At 66.4% G+C, this 14,745-nt stretch carries 13 protein-coding genes; 9 read left to right on the forward strand and 4 right to left on the reverse strand.

Going from position 1 to position 14,745, the window contains the following annotated elements; genetic code table 11:
- Window positions 1-69 precede the first annotated feature (69 nt).
- The 3 genes from AC5QAH_RS19135 (at window position 70) to AC5QAH_RS19145 (ending at window position 3,501) form a co-directional block, all read left to right on the forward strand.
- Window positions 70-444: a DUF4124 domain-containing protein gene (locus AC5QAH_RS19135; protein ID WP_495232512.1), complete on the forward strand. Its 375-nt coding sequence runs from the start codon at window positions 70-72 to the stop codon at window positions 442-444.
- A 747-nt stretch (window positions 445-1,191) separates the two neighbouring features.
- Window positions 1,192-2,895, forward strand: a complete 1,704-nt coding sequence (locus tag AC5QAH_RS19140; RefSeq protein ID WP_495232513.1) for a proline--tRNA ligase — start codon at window positions 1,192-1,194, stop codon at window positions 2,893-2,895.
- 222 nt (window positions 2,896-3,117) lie between these two features.
- The gene (locus AC5QAH_RS19145; protein WP_049398421.1) at window positions 3,118-3,501 is read left to right on the forward strand and encodes an H-NS histone family protein; all 384 of its coding nucleotides are present in this window, start codon (window positions 3,118-3,120) and stop codon (window positions 3,499-3,501) included.
- Window positions 3,502-3,636: 135 nt separating this feature from the next.
- Here AC5QAH_RS19145 and AC5QAH_RS19150 read toward each other — a convergent pair whose 3' ends face one another.
- Window positions 3,637-4,896, reverse strand: coding sequence for a threonine/serine exporter family protein (locus tag AC5QAH_RS19150; protein WP_495232514.1), 1,260 nt, complete (start codon window positions 4,894-4,896; stop codon window positions 3,637-3,639).
- 92 nt (window positions 4,897-4,988) lie between these two features.
- Between AC5QAH_RS19150 and AC5QAH_RS19155 the strand changes: the two genes are divergently transcribed.
- Genes AC5QAH_RS19155 through AC5QAH_RS19170 form a run of 4 tightly spaced genes read left to right on the forward strand, consistent with a single transcriptional unit; the run spans window position 4,989 to window position 8,507 of the window.
- Window positions 4,989-6,110 (forward strand): ABC transporter permease, encoded by a 1,122-nt coding sequence (locus tag AC5QAH_RS19155; protein WP_010480695.1) that lies wholly within the window; start codon window positions 4,989-4,991, stop codon window positions 6,108-6,110.
- A 1-nt stretch (window position 6,111) separates the two neighbouring features.
- A complete protein-coding gene (locus AC5QAH_RS19160) occupies window positions 6,112-6,939 on the forward strand; it encodes an ABC transporter ATP-binding protein (RefSeq protein ID WP_049455354.1) in 828 nt (275 codons plus the stop codon).
- Window positions 6,940-6,942: 3 nt separating this feature from the next.
- The gene (locus AC5QAH_RS19165) at window positions 6,943-7,869 is read left to right on the forward strand and encodes an MlaD family protein (protein WP_010480691.1); all 927 of its coding nucleotides are present in this window, start codon (window positions 6,943-6,945) and stop codon (window positions 7,867-7,869) included.
- Window positions 7,866-8,507 (forward strand): ABC-type transport auxiliary lipoprotein family protein, encoded by a 642-nt coding sequence (locus AC5QAH_RS19170; RefSeq protein WP_043398741.1) that lies wholly within the window; start codon window positions 7,866-7,868, stop codon window positions 8,505-8,507. Before AC5QAH_RS19165 ends, AC5QAH_RS19170 begins: the two co-directional genes overlap by 4 nt.
- A 4-nt stretch (window positions 8,508-8,511) precedes the next feature.
- Here AC5QAH_RS19170 and AC5QAH_RS19175 read toward each other — a convergent pair whose 3' ends face one another.
- From AC5QAH_RS19175 to AC5QAH_RS19185, 3 genes are read right to left on the reverse strand one after another with little or no spacing between them, the layout of a single operon-like run.
- The gene (locus tag AC5QAH_RS19175; protein ID WP_235651197.1) at window positions 8,512-9,099 is read right to left on the reverse strand and encodes an alpha-ketoglutarate-dependent dioxygenase AlkB family protein; all 588 of its coding nucleotides are present in this window, start codon (window positions 9,097-9,099) and stop codon (window positions 8,512-8,514) included.
- Between the two features lie 44 nt (window positions 9,100-9,143).
- Window positions 9,144-9,776, reverse strand: coding sequence for a CoA transferase subunit B (locus AC5QAH_RS19180; protein WP_109814907.1), 633 nt, complete (start codon window positions 9,774-9,776; stop codon window positions 9,144-9,146).
- Between the two features lies 1 nt (window position 9,777).
- Window positions 9,778-10,509, reverse strand: coding sequence for a CoA transferase subunit A (locus AC5QAH_RS19185; RefSeq protein WP_235651198.1), 732 nt, complete (start codon window positions 10,507-10,509; stop codon window positions 9,778-9,780).
- A gap of 158 nt (window positions 10,510-10,667) precedes the next feature.
- On the opposite strand from AC5QAH_RS19185, the gene AC5QAH_RS19190 reads away from it, so the two are divergent.
- Both AC5QAH_RS19190 and AC5QAH_RS19195 read left to right on the forward strand, forming a co-directional pair.
- Entirely contained in the window at window positions 10,668-13,298 is a 2,631-nt protein-coding gene (locus tag AC5QAH_RS19190; RefSeq protein ID WP_495232520.1) for a DEAD/DEAH box helicase, read from the forward strand.
- Window positions 13,299-13,395: 97 nt separating this feature from the next.
- On the forward strand, window positions 13,396-14,742 hold the full coding sequence (locus AC5QAH_RS19195) for a phosphohexomutase domain-containing protein (RefSeq protein ID WP_049455361.1): 1,347 nt from the start codon (window positions 13,396-13,398) through the stop codon (window positions 14,740-14,742).
- Window positions 14,743-14,745 lie beyond the last annotated feature (3 nt).

Raw genomic sequence — 14,745 nt, forward strand, 5'->3', positions numbered from 1 at the left:
TAATCGACTTGCCAGTGCTCGGCGCCAATGCTGCAATCGGCGTTCTACGCCCATTCCGTGGAGTTTGCCATGCGTGCCCTGTCCTGCCTTGGATGCCTGCTGCTGTTGGCCAGTGCCAACGTCGTGGCTGGCCCGGTCTATAAATGGAAGGACGCCAATGGCGTGACCCAGTATTCGGAGACCCCTCCGGCGGGCAGGAAATTCGAGACCCGTGCGCAGGCGCGCAGCCCACAGGCTGCGGCCAGCGCCGAGACCCCCGCCGCACCGGTGCCTGAGCAGTGCAGCACGGCCCGGGCCAACCTGGCCCTGCTGGACGGTGGCGGCCAGGTGATGCAGGACACCGATGGCGATGGCAAGGCCGATACCCCGTTGGCTCCGGAGCAGCGCAGTGCGCAGAAGGGATTGGCTGAAGCCGCCATCAAGGCTTACTGCCCGGCGAAGTGAGGGTATCGGCAGGGCTTGCAGCCCTGCACCTGCTTCAAGCAACGGCAACGTCAAACGCCAAAGCGGCTTCCTGAGGGATGGCGGGGCACTGTGGGTTTGCGGGGACGCCGTAAACCCCGCTCCGCGGTCCGGCCCAGCCGCTGGCGGCTGTGCGTTCGGGCGCTTGCGAAGCAGTGCTTCGCGAGCAAAGCGCCCTCACCCATGGGGGCTTGGTCGCCGCATCCATGCGGCTCACACCCCGCAAACCCACAGTGCCCCGCCTTCGACAGTTGGCCGGTGGCCGGTGGCCGGTGGGCAGTTGATCCACGCCATATGTGGATCAATCTCCATGGAAATCGAATATTTCGGGAATTGATCGAACAGCAGCCGAGCAAGGCTCGACTCTACAGAAATGCAGGCAGGTCGCAGGAATCTGTCGAAGGCGGGGTGGGTACGGTGGCAGGGGTGTGAGCGGCATGGATGCCGCGACCAAGCCCCCATGGGTGAGGGCGCTTTGCTCGCGAAGCACTGCTTCGCAAGCGCCCGAACGCACAGCCGCCAGCGGCTGGGCCGGACCGCGGAGCGGGGTTTACGGCGTCCCCTGCCACCGGGCCCACCCCGCCATCCCCCAGTAAACTCGCCTTTGCCGTCGCTTCGGAAGTTGCAGTTGACGTTGCTTGAGGCGGGTGCAGGGCGCAGCCCTGCCGATACCCCTCCCCCCGGCCGGGCTGGCAGAATAGGCGTCTCTGCCGTTATCCGAAGCCGACGATGCGCCTCTCCCAGTTCCACCTGCACACCACCAAGGAAACCCCCAGCGACGCCGAGCTCACCAGCCACCGGCTGATGCTGCGCGCGGGCATGATCCGCAAGCTGGCATCGGGCCTGTACACCTGGTCGCCGCTGGGCCTGCGCGTGCTGCGCAAGGTCGAGCGCATCGTGCGCGAGGAAATGGACCGCGCCGGTGCCGTGGAATTCCAGATCCCGACCATCCAGCCGAAGGAACTATGGGAGCAGACCGGCCGCTGGCAGAAGTTCGGCCCGCAGCTGCTGAAGATCAAGGACCGCAAGGACCAGGTGTTCTGCTACAGCCCGACCGCCGAAGAAGCCGCCTGCGACTTCGCGCGCAGCGAGCTGTCCAGCTACAAGCAGCTGCCGGTCAATTTCTACCAGGTGCAGACCAAGTTCCGCGACGAGATCCGTCCGCGCTTCGGCGTGATGCGTTCGCGCGAGTTTCTGATGAAGGACGCCTATTCGTTCCACCTGCACGATGAGTGCCTGGTGCGCGAATACGAGAACATGAAGTCGGCCTATAGCCGCATCTTCACCCGCCTCGGCCTGGACTTCCGCATGGTGCAGGCCGACTCCGGTGCGATCGGCGGCGATGCGTCGCAGGAATTCCACGTGATCGCCGATTCCGGCGAGGACGCGCTGGTGTTCTCCACCGGTTCGGACTACGCGGCCAACATGGAAGCGGCGATCGCCGCCGATCCGGCACCGCGTGCCGCCGCCAGCGAAGCCATGCGCAAGGTCGACACCCCCACCCAGAAGACCTGCGAGGACGTCGCGGCACTGCTCGGCATCGCCCTGCAGCGCACGGTGAAGTCGGTGGCGCTGATCGCTGGCGAAGGCAAGGCACAGCAGTTCGTACTGGTGCTGGTACGCGGCGACCATGAGGTCAACGAGATCAAGCTGGCCAAGGTTGCCGGCCTGGACGAACAGCGCTTCGCCAGCGAAGCGGAAATCGCCGACCATCTGGGCGCCGTGCCGGGCTTCCTCGGCCCGGTCGCCCCGGCCAAGGCCATCCGCGTGGTGGCTGATCGCGAAGTGGCGGCGATGTCCGACTTCGTCGTCGGCGCCAACGAAGCCGGTTTCCACCTGGCCGGCGTCAACTGGGGCCGCGACCTGCCGGAACCGGAAGTGGCCGACATCCGCAACGTGCGTGCCGGTGACCGCGCGCTGGACGGCGGCGAACTGAAGATCGCCCGTGGCATCGAAGTCGGCCACGTGTTCCAGCTGGGCCGCAAGTACGCCGAAGCGCTGGATGCCACGGTGCTGGACGAGAACGGCAAGGGGGCGGTGATGGCGATGGGCTGCTATGGCATCGGCATCTCGCGCGTGGTGGCTGCCGCGATCGAACAGAACCATGACGATGCCGGCATCATCTGGCCGGACGCGATGGCGCCGTGGCAGGTGGTGGTGTGCGTGATCAACCCGAAGGGCGACGCTGCCGTCGCCGATGCAGCGTCCAACCTGCTGCAGGAACTTCGCGACGCCGGCCTCGATGCCGCGCTGGACGACCGTGGCCTGCGCCCGGGCGCGATGTTCGCCGACATGGAACTGATCGGCATCCCGCACCGCGTGGTGGTCAGCGAACGTGGCCTGGCCGCCGGTACCTACGAGTACCGCTCGCGCCGCGCCAGCGAAGCCGAGAACCTGGACAAGGCCACCCTGCTGCAGCGTCTGCAGGACTGATCAGGAAAAGACCGGGGCATGCCCCGGTCTTTTACTAGCTGACGCCCATTTGAGCAATATTGCAGCGGACATAATCCGGTCAAAATAGACGCAATGCAGCCGGGATGCTGCCAGGCCATGACCCGCCTGCATTTGTGCTGGGATTAATTCATCTTTATTCTGTCCCGCGACGCCATGGACTGGCTCGTCCCGTCCACTTATTAGTTTCCGGAGTAACCGTAAATGAGCATTGACCTGACCGGCCTGTCGGCACGCGAGCTGGGCGCCCTGATCCGTACCGCCAAGAAACAGCAGACCATCGTCGCCAAGCGCCGGCCGATCACCAAGGTCCGGGCACAGCTGACCAAGCTGGCCAAGACCGAGGGTTACACCATCGAGGAACTGTTCGGCGACGCCCCGGCCCCGCGCGCGCGCAAGGTGGCCAAGGCCGCCAAGGCACCGTCGAAGACCGCTGGCCGCAAGCTGGGCAAGGTTGCTCCGAAGTACCGCAACCCGGCCAACCCCAAGGAAACCTGGACCGGTCGTGGCAAGCAGCCGCGCTGGATGGCCGAGCTGACCGCCAAGGGCAACAAGAAGCCGGAAGATTTCCTGATCAAGAAGGCCTGAGGCCGGATTGGAATGCGATGAAAAACGCCGGCGAAAGCCGGCGTTTTTCATTCTTCGGTGTGTGGACCGAGGTCCACACCCACAGCAAGCAGCCCTCCCGGCGTGTGGACCAACGGTCCACACCCACCGACATCATTACAGGGTTTTGCGAGCGGGCATCAGCAGGTTGCCGAACAGCAGGCCGGCGACCAGGGCCATCACCACGTTGAGCACGGTGAGGAACACGCTCTGGCCGGCACCCACGTCCTGCTGCTGGACCAGGGTCAGCACGCCGCGCAGGCTGGTGCTGCCTGGCACCATCATGATGATGCCAGGCAGGCGGATGATCGCACCCGGGCGGCCAACGAGACGGCCGAACAGATTGCCACCGGCGGTCAGCAGCATCGCCGACAGGAAAATGCCGGCCGGCGCGCCCCAGGCGTGGCCACCGAACTTGGAGATCGCATAGCCGGCCACCGAGGCGGCGATCACCCACGGGTAATCGCGGCGGTTGGCCTTGAACAGCATCGCGAAGGCGAACGCCGCGGTCAGCAGCGAGCCCCACTCCACCCAGGGCCCCTGCGGCCGCGCCGCGCGGATCACCGGGTCGAGGCCGAGCACGTCGGCCAGGGTCACCGCGATCATCGCGCCCACACTGAGTTTCATGATGGTGGTCAGCGCACCGGCGAAGCGCGCGGTCCCCGACACCCAGTGCTGGCTGGCCAGTTCATTGACCGCATTGGTCAGCGACATGCCCGGCAGCAGCACCACCAGCGAGGCGATGATCACTGTGTTGAGGTTGAGCGCGCCGATGAGGGACGCGACCAGCGTGGCGACCAGGCCGGCCAGCAGCGCGGCCAGTGCCTCGGCGGCTTCGCGGGTGGCCGGGCGACGGTCGGTGACCATGCCGAGCAGGCCGATCATCAGGCCGATGACACCGGCGGTGGCGATGTCCAGCCACGGCAGCTTCCACATGCCGGCCACGCCGGCCGCGCCGAGGGTGAACGAAAGGATGGTGCGCAGCTTGCCGCGCCGGCCCGGATCCTTGTCCAGCTGGCGCAATGCGGTGTGGCCCTGGGCGATGCTCATCCGCCCATTGGCCACTTCCTCGGCGATATGGTCGGCGACGCTGAGCTTGTGCAGGTCGTTCTCGCCGGGCGCCAAGCGGATCACGCGGGTGATGTCACTGGAGCCGATCGCCTGCGCCGGGTCGCTGAAGCTGAGGATGATACCGGTGGGATTCGACCACGGTTCACAATCCAGATCGAGCTGGCGGGCCAGTGCCACCACCGCTGTTTCCAGGCGCTGGGCCGTTGTGCCATAGCTGTGCAGGCGTCCGGCGATCTCGGAAACGAAGGCCACGCGCTGTGCGTAGCTGGCCTGGGGCGTGGGGATCGTGTGAGCGTCTGCGGACATGCGCCGTAGTATTACCTAGGCTGGGCCTTACCGGAGAAATTCATCCGAGTTCGACGCGAAGCCCAATACAGAACGGTTATGCTGCGACCCGAATGGCCCAAGTGACCCCGAACCACGCCCCCCAGCTCGAACAGGATGCCCATGACCCGGGCGTGATCCGCCTGTCCGGCACCTGGACCTTGAAGACCGCGCTGGCCGCGGCCGAAGTCCTGCGCGGCGTTCCCGACACGCTGACCGGCATCGATGCCACCGCCATCGAGAAAATGGATTCGGCCGGCGTGCTGCAGGTGCTGCGCGTAGCCCATCGCGCCGACCTCGGCGAGGACGCACTGAAGTTCCGCCCGGATCACCAGGCACTGGTGTGCACCATCGAGGAAGTGGCCGACGACCGGCCCAAGCCCAAGCGCGACTTCGGCGTGCTGGCGGCGCTGGAACGGCTGGGTGTCAGCGTCCATGCCACCGGCCACAACATCAAGGCGCTGTGCAGTTTCCTCGGCGAGAACCTGGTCAAGGGAGCTCGCCTGGTCAAGGAACCCCGTCGCTTCCGCCTGACCGCCACCGTGCACCAGATGGAGCAGGTCGGGCTGGACGCGGTACCGCTGGTGGCGCTGCTGTCCTACCTGGTGGGCGCGGTGATCGCCTTCCTCGGCTCGACCATCCTTCGCGACTTCGGCGCCGAGATCTACGTGGTCGAGTTGGTCAACATCGCCTTCCTGCGCGAGTTCGCGGTGCTGCTGACCGCCATCGTGCTGGCCGGCCGCACCGCCAGCGCCTTCACCGCACAGATCGGTGCGATGAAAGCGCGCGAGGAAATCGATGCGATGCGCACCCTGGGCCTGGATCCGATCGACCTGCTGGTGCTGCCACGGCTGCTGGCGCTGCTGGTCACCCTGCCGCTGCTGACCTTCATTGCGATGGTGGCCGGCCTGGCTGGCGGCATCACCGTCGGTGCGTTCGACCTCGACATCCCGCCGCAGATGTACATCGCGCGCATGCACGAGACGATGGAAGTGCGGCACATGCTGGTCGGCCTGTCGAAGGCGCCGGTGTTCGCGCTGGTGATCGGCCTGATCGGCTGCCTGGAAGGCCTGAAGGTGGAAGGCACGGCGCAGTCGGTGGGCGAACGCACCACCTCCAGCGTGGTGCAGACCATCTCGCTGGTGATCATCATCGACGCCTTCGCGGCGTTGTGGTTCATGCACATGGACTGGTGACATGAGCACGCATCCGGCGCCCGACGACATTCCCATGCAGGACGACGATGGCCACGACCTGGCCATCCGCGTGCGCGGGCTGGTCAACCGCTTCGGCAGCCAGACCGTGCACGAGGACCTGGACCTGGACGTGCGCCGCGGCGAAATTCTCGGCGTGGTGGGTGGTTCGGGTACCGGCAAGTCGGTGCTGATGCGCTCCATCCTCGGCCTGCGCACGCCCGACGAAGGCCGGATCGAGGTGCTGGGCCGCGACGCGCGTGCCGACGATGCCGAGAGCCGCCTGCACATCGAGCGCAACACCGGCGTGCTGTTCCAGGACGGTGCGTTGTTCTCGTCGCTGACCGTAGGCGAGAACGTGCAGGTACCGTTGAAGGAGCACCACCGCGAACTGCCCGAGCGCTGGCATTACGAACTGGCGCTGCTGAAGGTGAAGCTGGCCGGCCTGCCCGCCGATGCGATCAACAAACTGCCCTCGCAGCTGTCCGGCGGCATGCGCAAGCGCGCCGGCCTGGCCCGCGCGTTGGCACTGGACCCGCCGCTGCTGTTCCTGGATGAACCGACCGCCGGACTCGACCCGATCGGCGCGGCCGCCTTCGACCGACTGATCAAGACCCTGCAGGAAGCACTGGGGTTGACCGTGTTCCTGATCACCCACGACCTGGACACGCTGTATGCGATCTGCGACCGGGTGGCGGTGATCGCCGACCGCAAAGTGGTGGCCAACGCGCCACTGCCGGACATCGAGAAACTGGATCATCCGTGGATCCAGGAATACTTCCACGGACCGCGTGCGCGTGCCGCGCGCGGCGAACAGATCGAGAGTGCCTGAGCCATGGAAACCAAAGCCAACTACGTGCTGATCGGCGCGTTCACCCTGATCACCGGCCTGGCCCTGCTGGCCTTCGGCCTGTGGGCGGCCAAGTACTCCTCCGACCGTACCTGGCAGGAATACCGCGTGGTGTTCCGCGAGGCAGTAACCGGCCTGTCGGTGGGCAGCCCGGTGCAGTACAACGGCATCGCGGTGGGTTCGATCATCGAACTGAACCTGGTTCCGGACGACCCGCGCCAGGTGGTCGCACGCATCCGCCTGAACTCGACCACCCCGGTCAAGACCGATACCCGTGCAAAGCTGGCGATCACCAGCCTGACCGGCCCGTCGATCATCCAGCTCAGCGGTGGTACGCCGCAGTCGCCGGCACTGACCACGGTCAACAAGGACCCGGCGCCGATCATTCCAACCACGCCGTCGGCGCTGCAGAACATCACCGACGTTGCCAACCGCATCGTCGAGCGCATGGACCAGATCCTCAGCGACCGCAACGTGGCCTCGATCAACGCGACGCTGGCCAACCTGGAAACGATCAGCGGCGGCCTGGCCGACCGCGACCAGGGCACGCAGGCGCTGCTGCTCAGCGCGCGCGATGCCGCCCGCAGCCTGGACACCACGCTGAAGACCACCAATGGCACCATCGAGCGCCTGGACAAGAACCTGGTGCAGCAGCTGCCGGGCATCATCGACAAGCTCGACGCCACCCTGGCCAAGCTTGATTCGGCCGCCGGCAACGCCGACTCGATCCTTGGCGAGAACCGTGCCGCGATCAACAGCTTCGCCAACGATGGCCTCGGCCAGCTCGGCCCGACGCTGACCGAACTGCGCGGCCTGATCCGCGATCTGCGCCGGGTCAGCGACCGCCTCGAGAACAACCCCGCGCGCTACCTGCTGGGCCGCGACGCACCGAAGGAGTTCGAACCCAAATGAGCCCGACCGCCCTTCCGCGCCTGCTGCTGGCCGCTTCGATGGTCACCCTGCTGGGCGGCTGCTCCATCCTTGGCAGCAGCGAGAAAACCGCAGTGACACTGTACTCGCCGTCCGTGCAGGTGAAGGCCGACCCGGCGTGGCCACAGGTGGGCTGGCAGCTGGTGCTGGCCAAGCCCAGCGCCGCGCGCATGGTCGACAGCCCGCGTATCAACGTGCGGCCGACGCCGTCGCAGATGGAGATCTACAAGGGCGCCAGCTGGGTACAGCCGGCCACCGACATGATCGAGGACACCCTGCTGCGTGGCTTTGAGGACTCCGGCCGCATCCGTGGCGTGGCGCGCAGCAGTGCCGGCATCCGTGCCGACTACAAGCTGTCCACCGACGTGCGCCGCTTTGAATCGGACTACCTGGGCCAGGCCACGCCCACCGTGGTGATCGAGGTCAACGCCAAGCTGATCCATGTGGCCGACCAGCGCGTGGTCGCCGACCGTACCTTCCGCCAGGCACAGCCGGTCGGCAGTACCGACGTGCCGGCGGTTGCCGCCGCGTTCGAGCGCGGCCTGCAGCAGCTGGCACAGGAGATGGTGGGCTGGACGCTGACAAGCGGGCAGGCCGACCAGCCGACCGTCGCGCGCTGACCGGTCAGCGTGGCGTAATCCAGCGGAACGTCAGGTTGATCCGTTCGCCCTGCACCCGTGCCATCTTCGGCAGCGCGTGCTGGTAGAACCGCTGTGTCTGCCCCGCCATCACCAGCAGATCGCCATGGCCGAGCAGGTACTCGGCCTTCCGCGCCGGGTCATCGCGCCGGCGCAGCAGGAAGCGGCGCGCCGCGCCCAGGCTCAGCGAAGCAATCACCGGGGTCGGCCCCAGCTCTGGCTCGTCATCGCTGTGCCAGCCCATGTAGTCGCCACCGCCGCGATAGCGGTTCAGCAGCACGCTGTTGAAGCGGCCGATGCCCTCCGCCTGCAGGCGCCCGCGCATGGCCTGCAACGCGGGTGGCCAGGGGTGCGGCACGAATTCAGCCCCGGAATAGCGGTAGCGCGCCTGCGGATCGCCGATCCAGCAACTCAGCCGCGGCGAATCCACCCAGTTGCCGAACATGCGGATGCGATGGACCTCCCAAGGCACATCAGCCTGCAGCACGGCCATCAGCGCATCCGCGTGGGCCGGGGCCAGCCAACCCCGCAGGTGCTGGACGTCAGCATCAGGAAGATCGTCGGGGAACAGCATCGCGTGCCTTCCGGAAAGGGGCGGCCTGCAGCCGCCCCGGGACATCAAGCGCGCTGGAACGCAACGCCGGTCTTTTCCTTCAACTCGTCATCGCTGACACCGGGTGCGGCTTCCACCAGCAGCAACCCCTTGTCGGTGACATCGAACACGGCCAGGTCGGTGATGATGCGGTCGACCACGCCGACACCGGTCAACGGCAGCGTGCATTCGGTCAGGATCTTGTGCTCGCCGTTCTTGGCGGTGTGCTCCATCAGCACCACCACGCGCTGCACGCCGGCCACCAGATCCATCGCACCGCCCATGCCCTTGACCATCTTGCCGGGCACCATCCAGTTGGCCAGGTCGCCCTTGTCGGTGACCTGCATGGCGCCGAGGATAGCCAGGTTCACATGGCCACCGCGGATCATCGCGAAGCTGTCGTGGCTGCCGAAATAGCTGGCACCGGCACGCGCGGTGACGGTCTGCTTGCCGGCATTGATCAGGTCGGCGTCCACTTCGGCATCGGTCGGGAACGGACCGATGCCGAGCAGGCCGTTTTCCGACTGCAGCCACACGTCCACCCCTTCGGGGATGTGGTTGGCAACCAGGGTCGGCAGGCCGATGCCCAGGTTCACGTACGCACCATCGGTCAGTTCGCGGGCGGCACGTGCCGCCATCTCATCGCGGGTCCACGCCATGTCAGTTGCCCTCCGCGCGGATGGTGCGCTGTTCGATACGCTTTTCAGGATGCGCGTTGTGCACGATGCGGTGTACATAGATGCCTGGCAGGTGCACCTGGTCCGGGTCGATGGCACCCACCGGCACCACCTCCTCCACTTCCACGATGCAGATCTTGCCGGCCATCGCGCAAGCCGGATTGAAGTTGCGCGCGGTCTTGCGGAACACCAGGTTGCCCGCTTCGTCGGCCTTCCACGCCTTGACCAGCGCCACGTCGGCGCGCAGCGCGGTTTCCATCACGTAGTGCTTGCCGTCGAACTCGCGGGTTTCCTTTCCTTCAGCCACCACGGTGCCATAGCCGGTGGCGGTGAAGAACGCCGGAATGCCTGCACCGCCGGCACGCAGGCGCTCGGCCAGGGTGCCCTGCGGGTTGAATTCCAGCTCGAGCTCGCCGGCCAGGAACTGGCGCTCGAATTCCTTGTTCTCGCCCACATAGGACGAAATCATCTTCCTGATCTGCCGGGTTTCCAGCAGCTGGCCCAGGCCGAAACCATCAACGCCGGCATTGTTGGAGATCACGGTCAGGCCCTTGGCGCCGCTGTCGCGCAGCGCGGCGATCAGTGCCTCGGGAATGCCACACAGGCCGAAGCCGCCCACGGCCAGCGTCTGGCCATCGGCGACCACCCCTTGCAGGGCCTCCGCCGCACTGGCGAAGCGCTTGCTGCGCTTGCCGGTGGAAGTCGATTGCTGCATTGCTGTACTACCCTGCACGTTGAGGATGACCGCATTCTAGCTGGAGGGCGGCGAAGGGCCTGGATGCGCCGCAGCATTGCACGGGCATCGCACAGGGTTCCGTAGAATGCCGGGTTCCCCTGCCAATGGCCGGCCCCGTGCCCGCCCCACCCTCGTTGATGGCCCATACCTACACCGAAGAAGACCTGCTCCGCTGGATGGAAGGCCGGACGCTGGAAATGAGCGACCATGGCCTGTCGGAAGTCCACAGCATGCGTCTGTTTGGTGACATTCTGGTCGCTGAGGTAAAGATCCCGGCCAAGTACTCCTACCGGGTGGAGATCGACCTGGCCGCCAGCCTTCGCCATCCGCGCAGCCTGCTGCGCAACCGGTGTTCCTGCCTGCTCGGCCACGACTGCATGCACGTGGCGGCTGTGCTGGCGCAGATGCTGCAGCAGATCGACCATACGCCCCCCATGCCCGACGACAGCAGCACGCTGCCAACGCTGTTGATCCGTTCGATGACGCCCGTCCTGCGCCTGCACACGGTCGAGTTCCGTCCGCCGTGGCTCGGCCCCCGCGACCCTTCGCAATGGGCCGATATCGCGACCGTGGCCTTCGAATACGACGAACACGTGCGGTTCCTGGATGATCCGAGCCTGTTCGCACACGATCCGGAGGGCCAGCTCGCCCTGCTGCCCCGCGACCTGGTTGAGGAGTCACGGCGCGAGGCCGAGCTGCGCACGGTGGGACTGCATCGCGACGTGGAACCACGGGCGCCATTGGACGGCGCAGGCCCGCAGTTCCAGCTGCGCACCCATGACTGGACACGGTTCCTGCTGGACGACGTGCCGCGCCTGGAAGCCCTGGGCTGGAAGGTGGAGACGGACGACGATTTCCGCCATCGCATCACCCGGGTGGATGAGATCGACCTGGACATCCAGGCGGACCCGGCGGATGCAGGCTGGTTCAACCTGGGCCTGGACATCCAGGTGGACGGCCGCAACGTGTCGATGGTTCCGTTGCTGCAGCAGGTACTGCAGTCCGATCCCCGCTGGATGCGTGGCCAGCTGGACGCCATCGGCGATGACGAAAACATCCTGTTGAAGACAGGCGACAACACGCGCCTGGCGGTGCGGGCGGCGCGACTGAAGCCGATCATGGCCCTGTTGGCGGACCTGTTCGCCCAGCGCGGCGGACCGCTGCGCTTGTCAGCGCTTGACCGTGGCCGCCTGCAGGCGCTGCAGGGCACGGCGCGCCTGCAGTTCCGGGGCCGCAAGGATACCCAGGCGCTGGTGCAGCGGCTGATAGAGGCACCCGCGCTGGGTGAGGTGCCGCCACCGGCCGGGCTGGTGGCAACGCTGCGTCCCTATCAGCGTGAAGGCCTGTCGTGGCTGCAGTACCTGCGCCAACAGGGTCTGGGCGGTGTGTTGGCCGATGACATGGGGCTGGGCAAGACCCTGCAGACGCTGGCGCATCTGCTGGTCGAAAAGGAAAGTGGCCGCCTGGACCAGCCGGCGCTGCTGGTGGTGCCGACCTCGCTGCTGCACAACTGGCAGAGCGAAGCCGCACGCTTCACCCCTGGCCTGCGGGTGCTGACCCTGCATGGACCGACGCGCGAAGCAATGTTCGAGGCGATTCCCAAGCATGATCTTGTGCTGACCACGTATCCCCTGCTGTGGCGCGACGAGCAGGCGCTGCAGGCACATGCCTACCATCTGCTGATTCTGGATGAAGCCCAGCAGGTGAAGAATCCGAAGTCACGTGCGGCCATTACCCTGCGCACGCTGCAGGCCCGCCATCGCCTGTGTTTGACCGGTACGCCGCTGGAAAACCATCTGGGCGAACTGTGGACGCAGTTCGATTTCCTGCTGCCCGGCCTGCTCGGCACCGAGAAGCAGTTCAACCAGCATTGGCGCCACCCGATCGAGCGCGGGAGCGACCACCGCCGTGCCCAGCTGCTGGCACAGCGACTGCGTCCCTTCATCCTGCGCCGGCGCAAGGAACAGGTCGCGTCAGAGCTTCCGCCCAAGACCCTCATTACCCGTGCGGTGGAAATGGAGGGCAGCCAGCGTGATCTCTATGAAACCGTGCGTGCCGCAATGGAAAAACTGGTGCGCGAGGCCATCAGCGGCAGCGGGCTGGCGCGCAGCCATATCGTGGTGCTGGATGCCCTGCTGAAGCTGCGCCAGGTCTGCTGCGATCCGCGCCTGCTGCCGGGCGACGCCCCGGCACGCAATGCCGGCTCGGCCAAGCTGGAGCTGCTGCGCGACATGCTGCCGTCGATGGTCGAGGAGGGCCGGCGGGTCCTGGTGTTCTCGCAGTTCACCGGCATGCTGGCACTGATCGCGCAGGCGCTGGAGGAGCTCGGGCTGGCCTATGTGACCCTGACCGGCGACACCCAGGACCGGGCTACGCCGGTGCAGCGCTTCATGCAGGGCGAGGTGCCGGTGTTCCTGATCAGCCTGAAGGCAGGTGGCGTCGGGTTGAACCTGACCGCCGCCGACACCGTCATCCACTTCGACCCCTGGTGGAACCCGGCGGCCGAAAACCAGGCCAGTGACCGCGCCCATCGCATCGGCCAGCAGCAGCCGGTGTTCGTTTACCGGCTGATCGCCGCAGGCAGCATTGAAGAACGGATCGCCGAGCTGCAGGAACGCAAGGCCACGCTGGCCGACTCGATTCTCGAAGGCGGCGGTGCTACGGGGCCACGCTTCAGCGAGGAAGACGTGCAGGCGCTGCTGGCGCCGTTGCCGGGCCTGCCCGGCAAACGTTCCCGTAAAGCGGGCAAACGGTCGACGCGAGCCTGACCCCCGAACGCCAGTCAGGTGGCGTTCCCCGATGGAAACGATTCCCATACGGGACTGGGACTACAATTGGGGGCTGAGCTCACAAAGGATCTGATCGATGCCCCTGCCCGCCTTCAAGGCCTACGATATCCGCGGCCGTGTGCCGGAAGAACTGAACGAAGACCTGGCCCGCCGCATCGGCGTCGCCCTGGCCGCACAGCTCGCTCCCGGTCCGGTGGTCCTCGGCCACGATGTGCGCCTGACCAGCCCGGCGCTGCAGGATGCGCTGGCCGCAGGCCTGCGTGGTACCGGCCGCGAGGTGATCGACATCGGCCTGTGCGGTACCGAAGAGGTCTACTTCCAGACCGATCACCTCGGCGCGGCCGGCGGCGTGATGGTGACCGCCAGCCACAACCCGATGGATTACAACGGCATGAAGCTGGTCAAGGAGAATGCCCGTCCGATCAGCTCCGATACCGGCCTGTTCGCGATCTCCGATGCGGTCGCCGTCGATATGTCCGAGGCCCAGCCGCCGCGTGCCGGGCAGACCGCCCAGCATGACAAGAGCGCCTACATCCAGCACCTGCTCAGCTATGTCGATGCCAGCAAGCTCACGCCGCTGAAGCTGGTGGTGAATGCCGGCAATGGCGGCGCGGGCGCCATCGTCGACCTGCTGGCCCCGCACCTGCCGTTCGAGTTCATCCGCATCTGCCACGAACCCGACGGCAGCTTCCCCAACGGCATTCCCAACCCGCTGCTGCCGGAAAACCGTGCCGCCACTGCCGACGCCGTGCGCGAGCATGGTGCTGACTTCGGCATCGCCTGGGACGGCGACTTTGATCGCTGCTTCTTCTTCGATCACACCGGCCGCTTCATCGAGGGCTATTACCTGGTCGGCCTGCTGGCCAAGGCCATCCTCGCGCGCAATCCCGGCGGCAAGGTCGTGCATGACCCGCGCCTGGTCTGGAACACCGTGGAGATGGTGGAGCAGGCGGGCGGCGTACCGGTGCTGTGCAAGAGCGGCCATGCCTTCATCAAGGAAAAGATGCGCGCCGAGGATGCGGTGTATGGCGGTGAGATGAGCGCCCACCACTACTTCCGCGAATTCGCCTATGCCGACTCCGGCATGATCCCGTGGCTGCTGATCGCCCAGCTGATTTCCGAAAGCGGCCGCTCGCTGGCCGACTGGGTCGAAGACCGCATGGCGGCCTATCCGTGCAGTGGCGAGATCAACTTCAAGGTGGCCGATGCCAAGGCCGCTGTGGCCCGCGTCATGGCGCACTTCGCGGCGCAAGCGCCGGTACTGGACCACACCGACGGCATCAGTGCCGACTTCGGCGACTGGCGCTTCAACCTGCGCAGCTCCAACACCGAGCCGCTACTGCGCCTGAACGTTGAAGCCCGTGGCGACGCAGCGCTGATGCAGGCCCGCACCGACGAAATCTCCCGTCTCATCCAGCAGTAATCA

The sequence above is a fragment of the Stenotrophomonas sp. YJH_SMC_43 genome, from assembly GCF_059372535.1.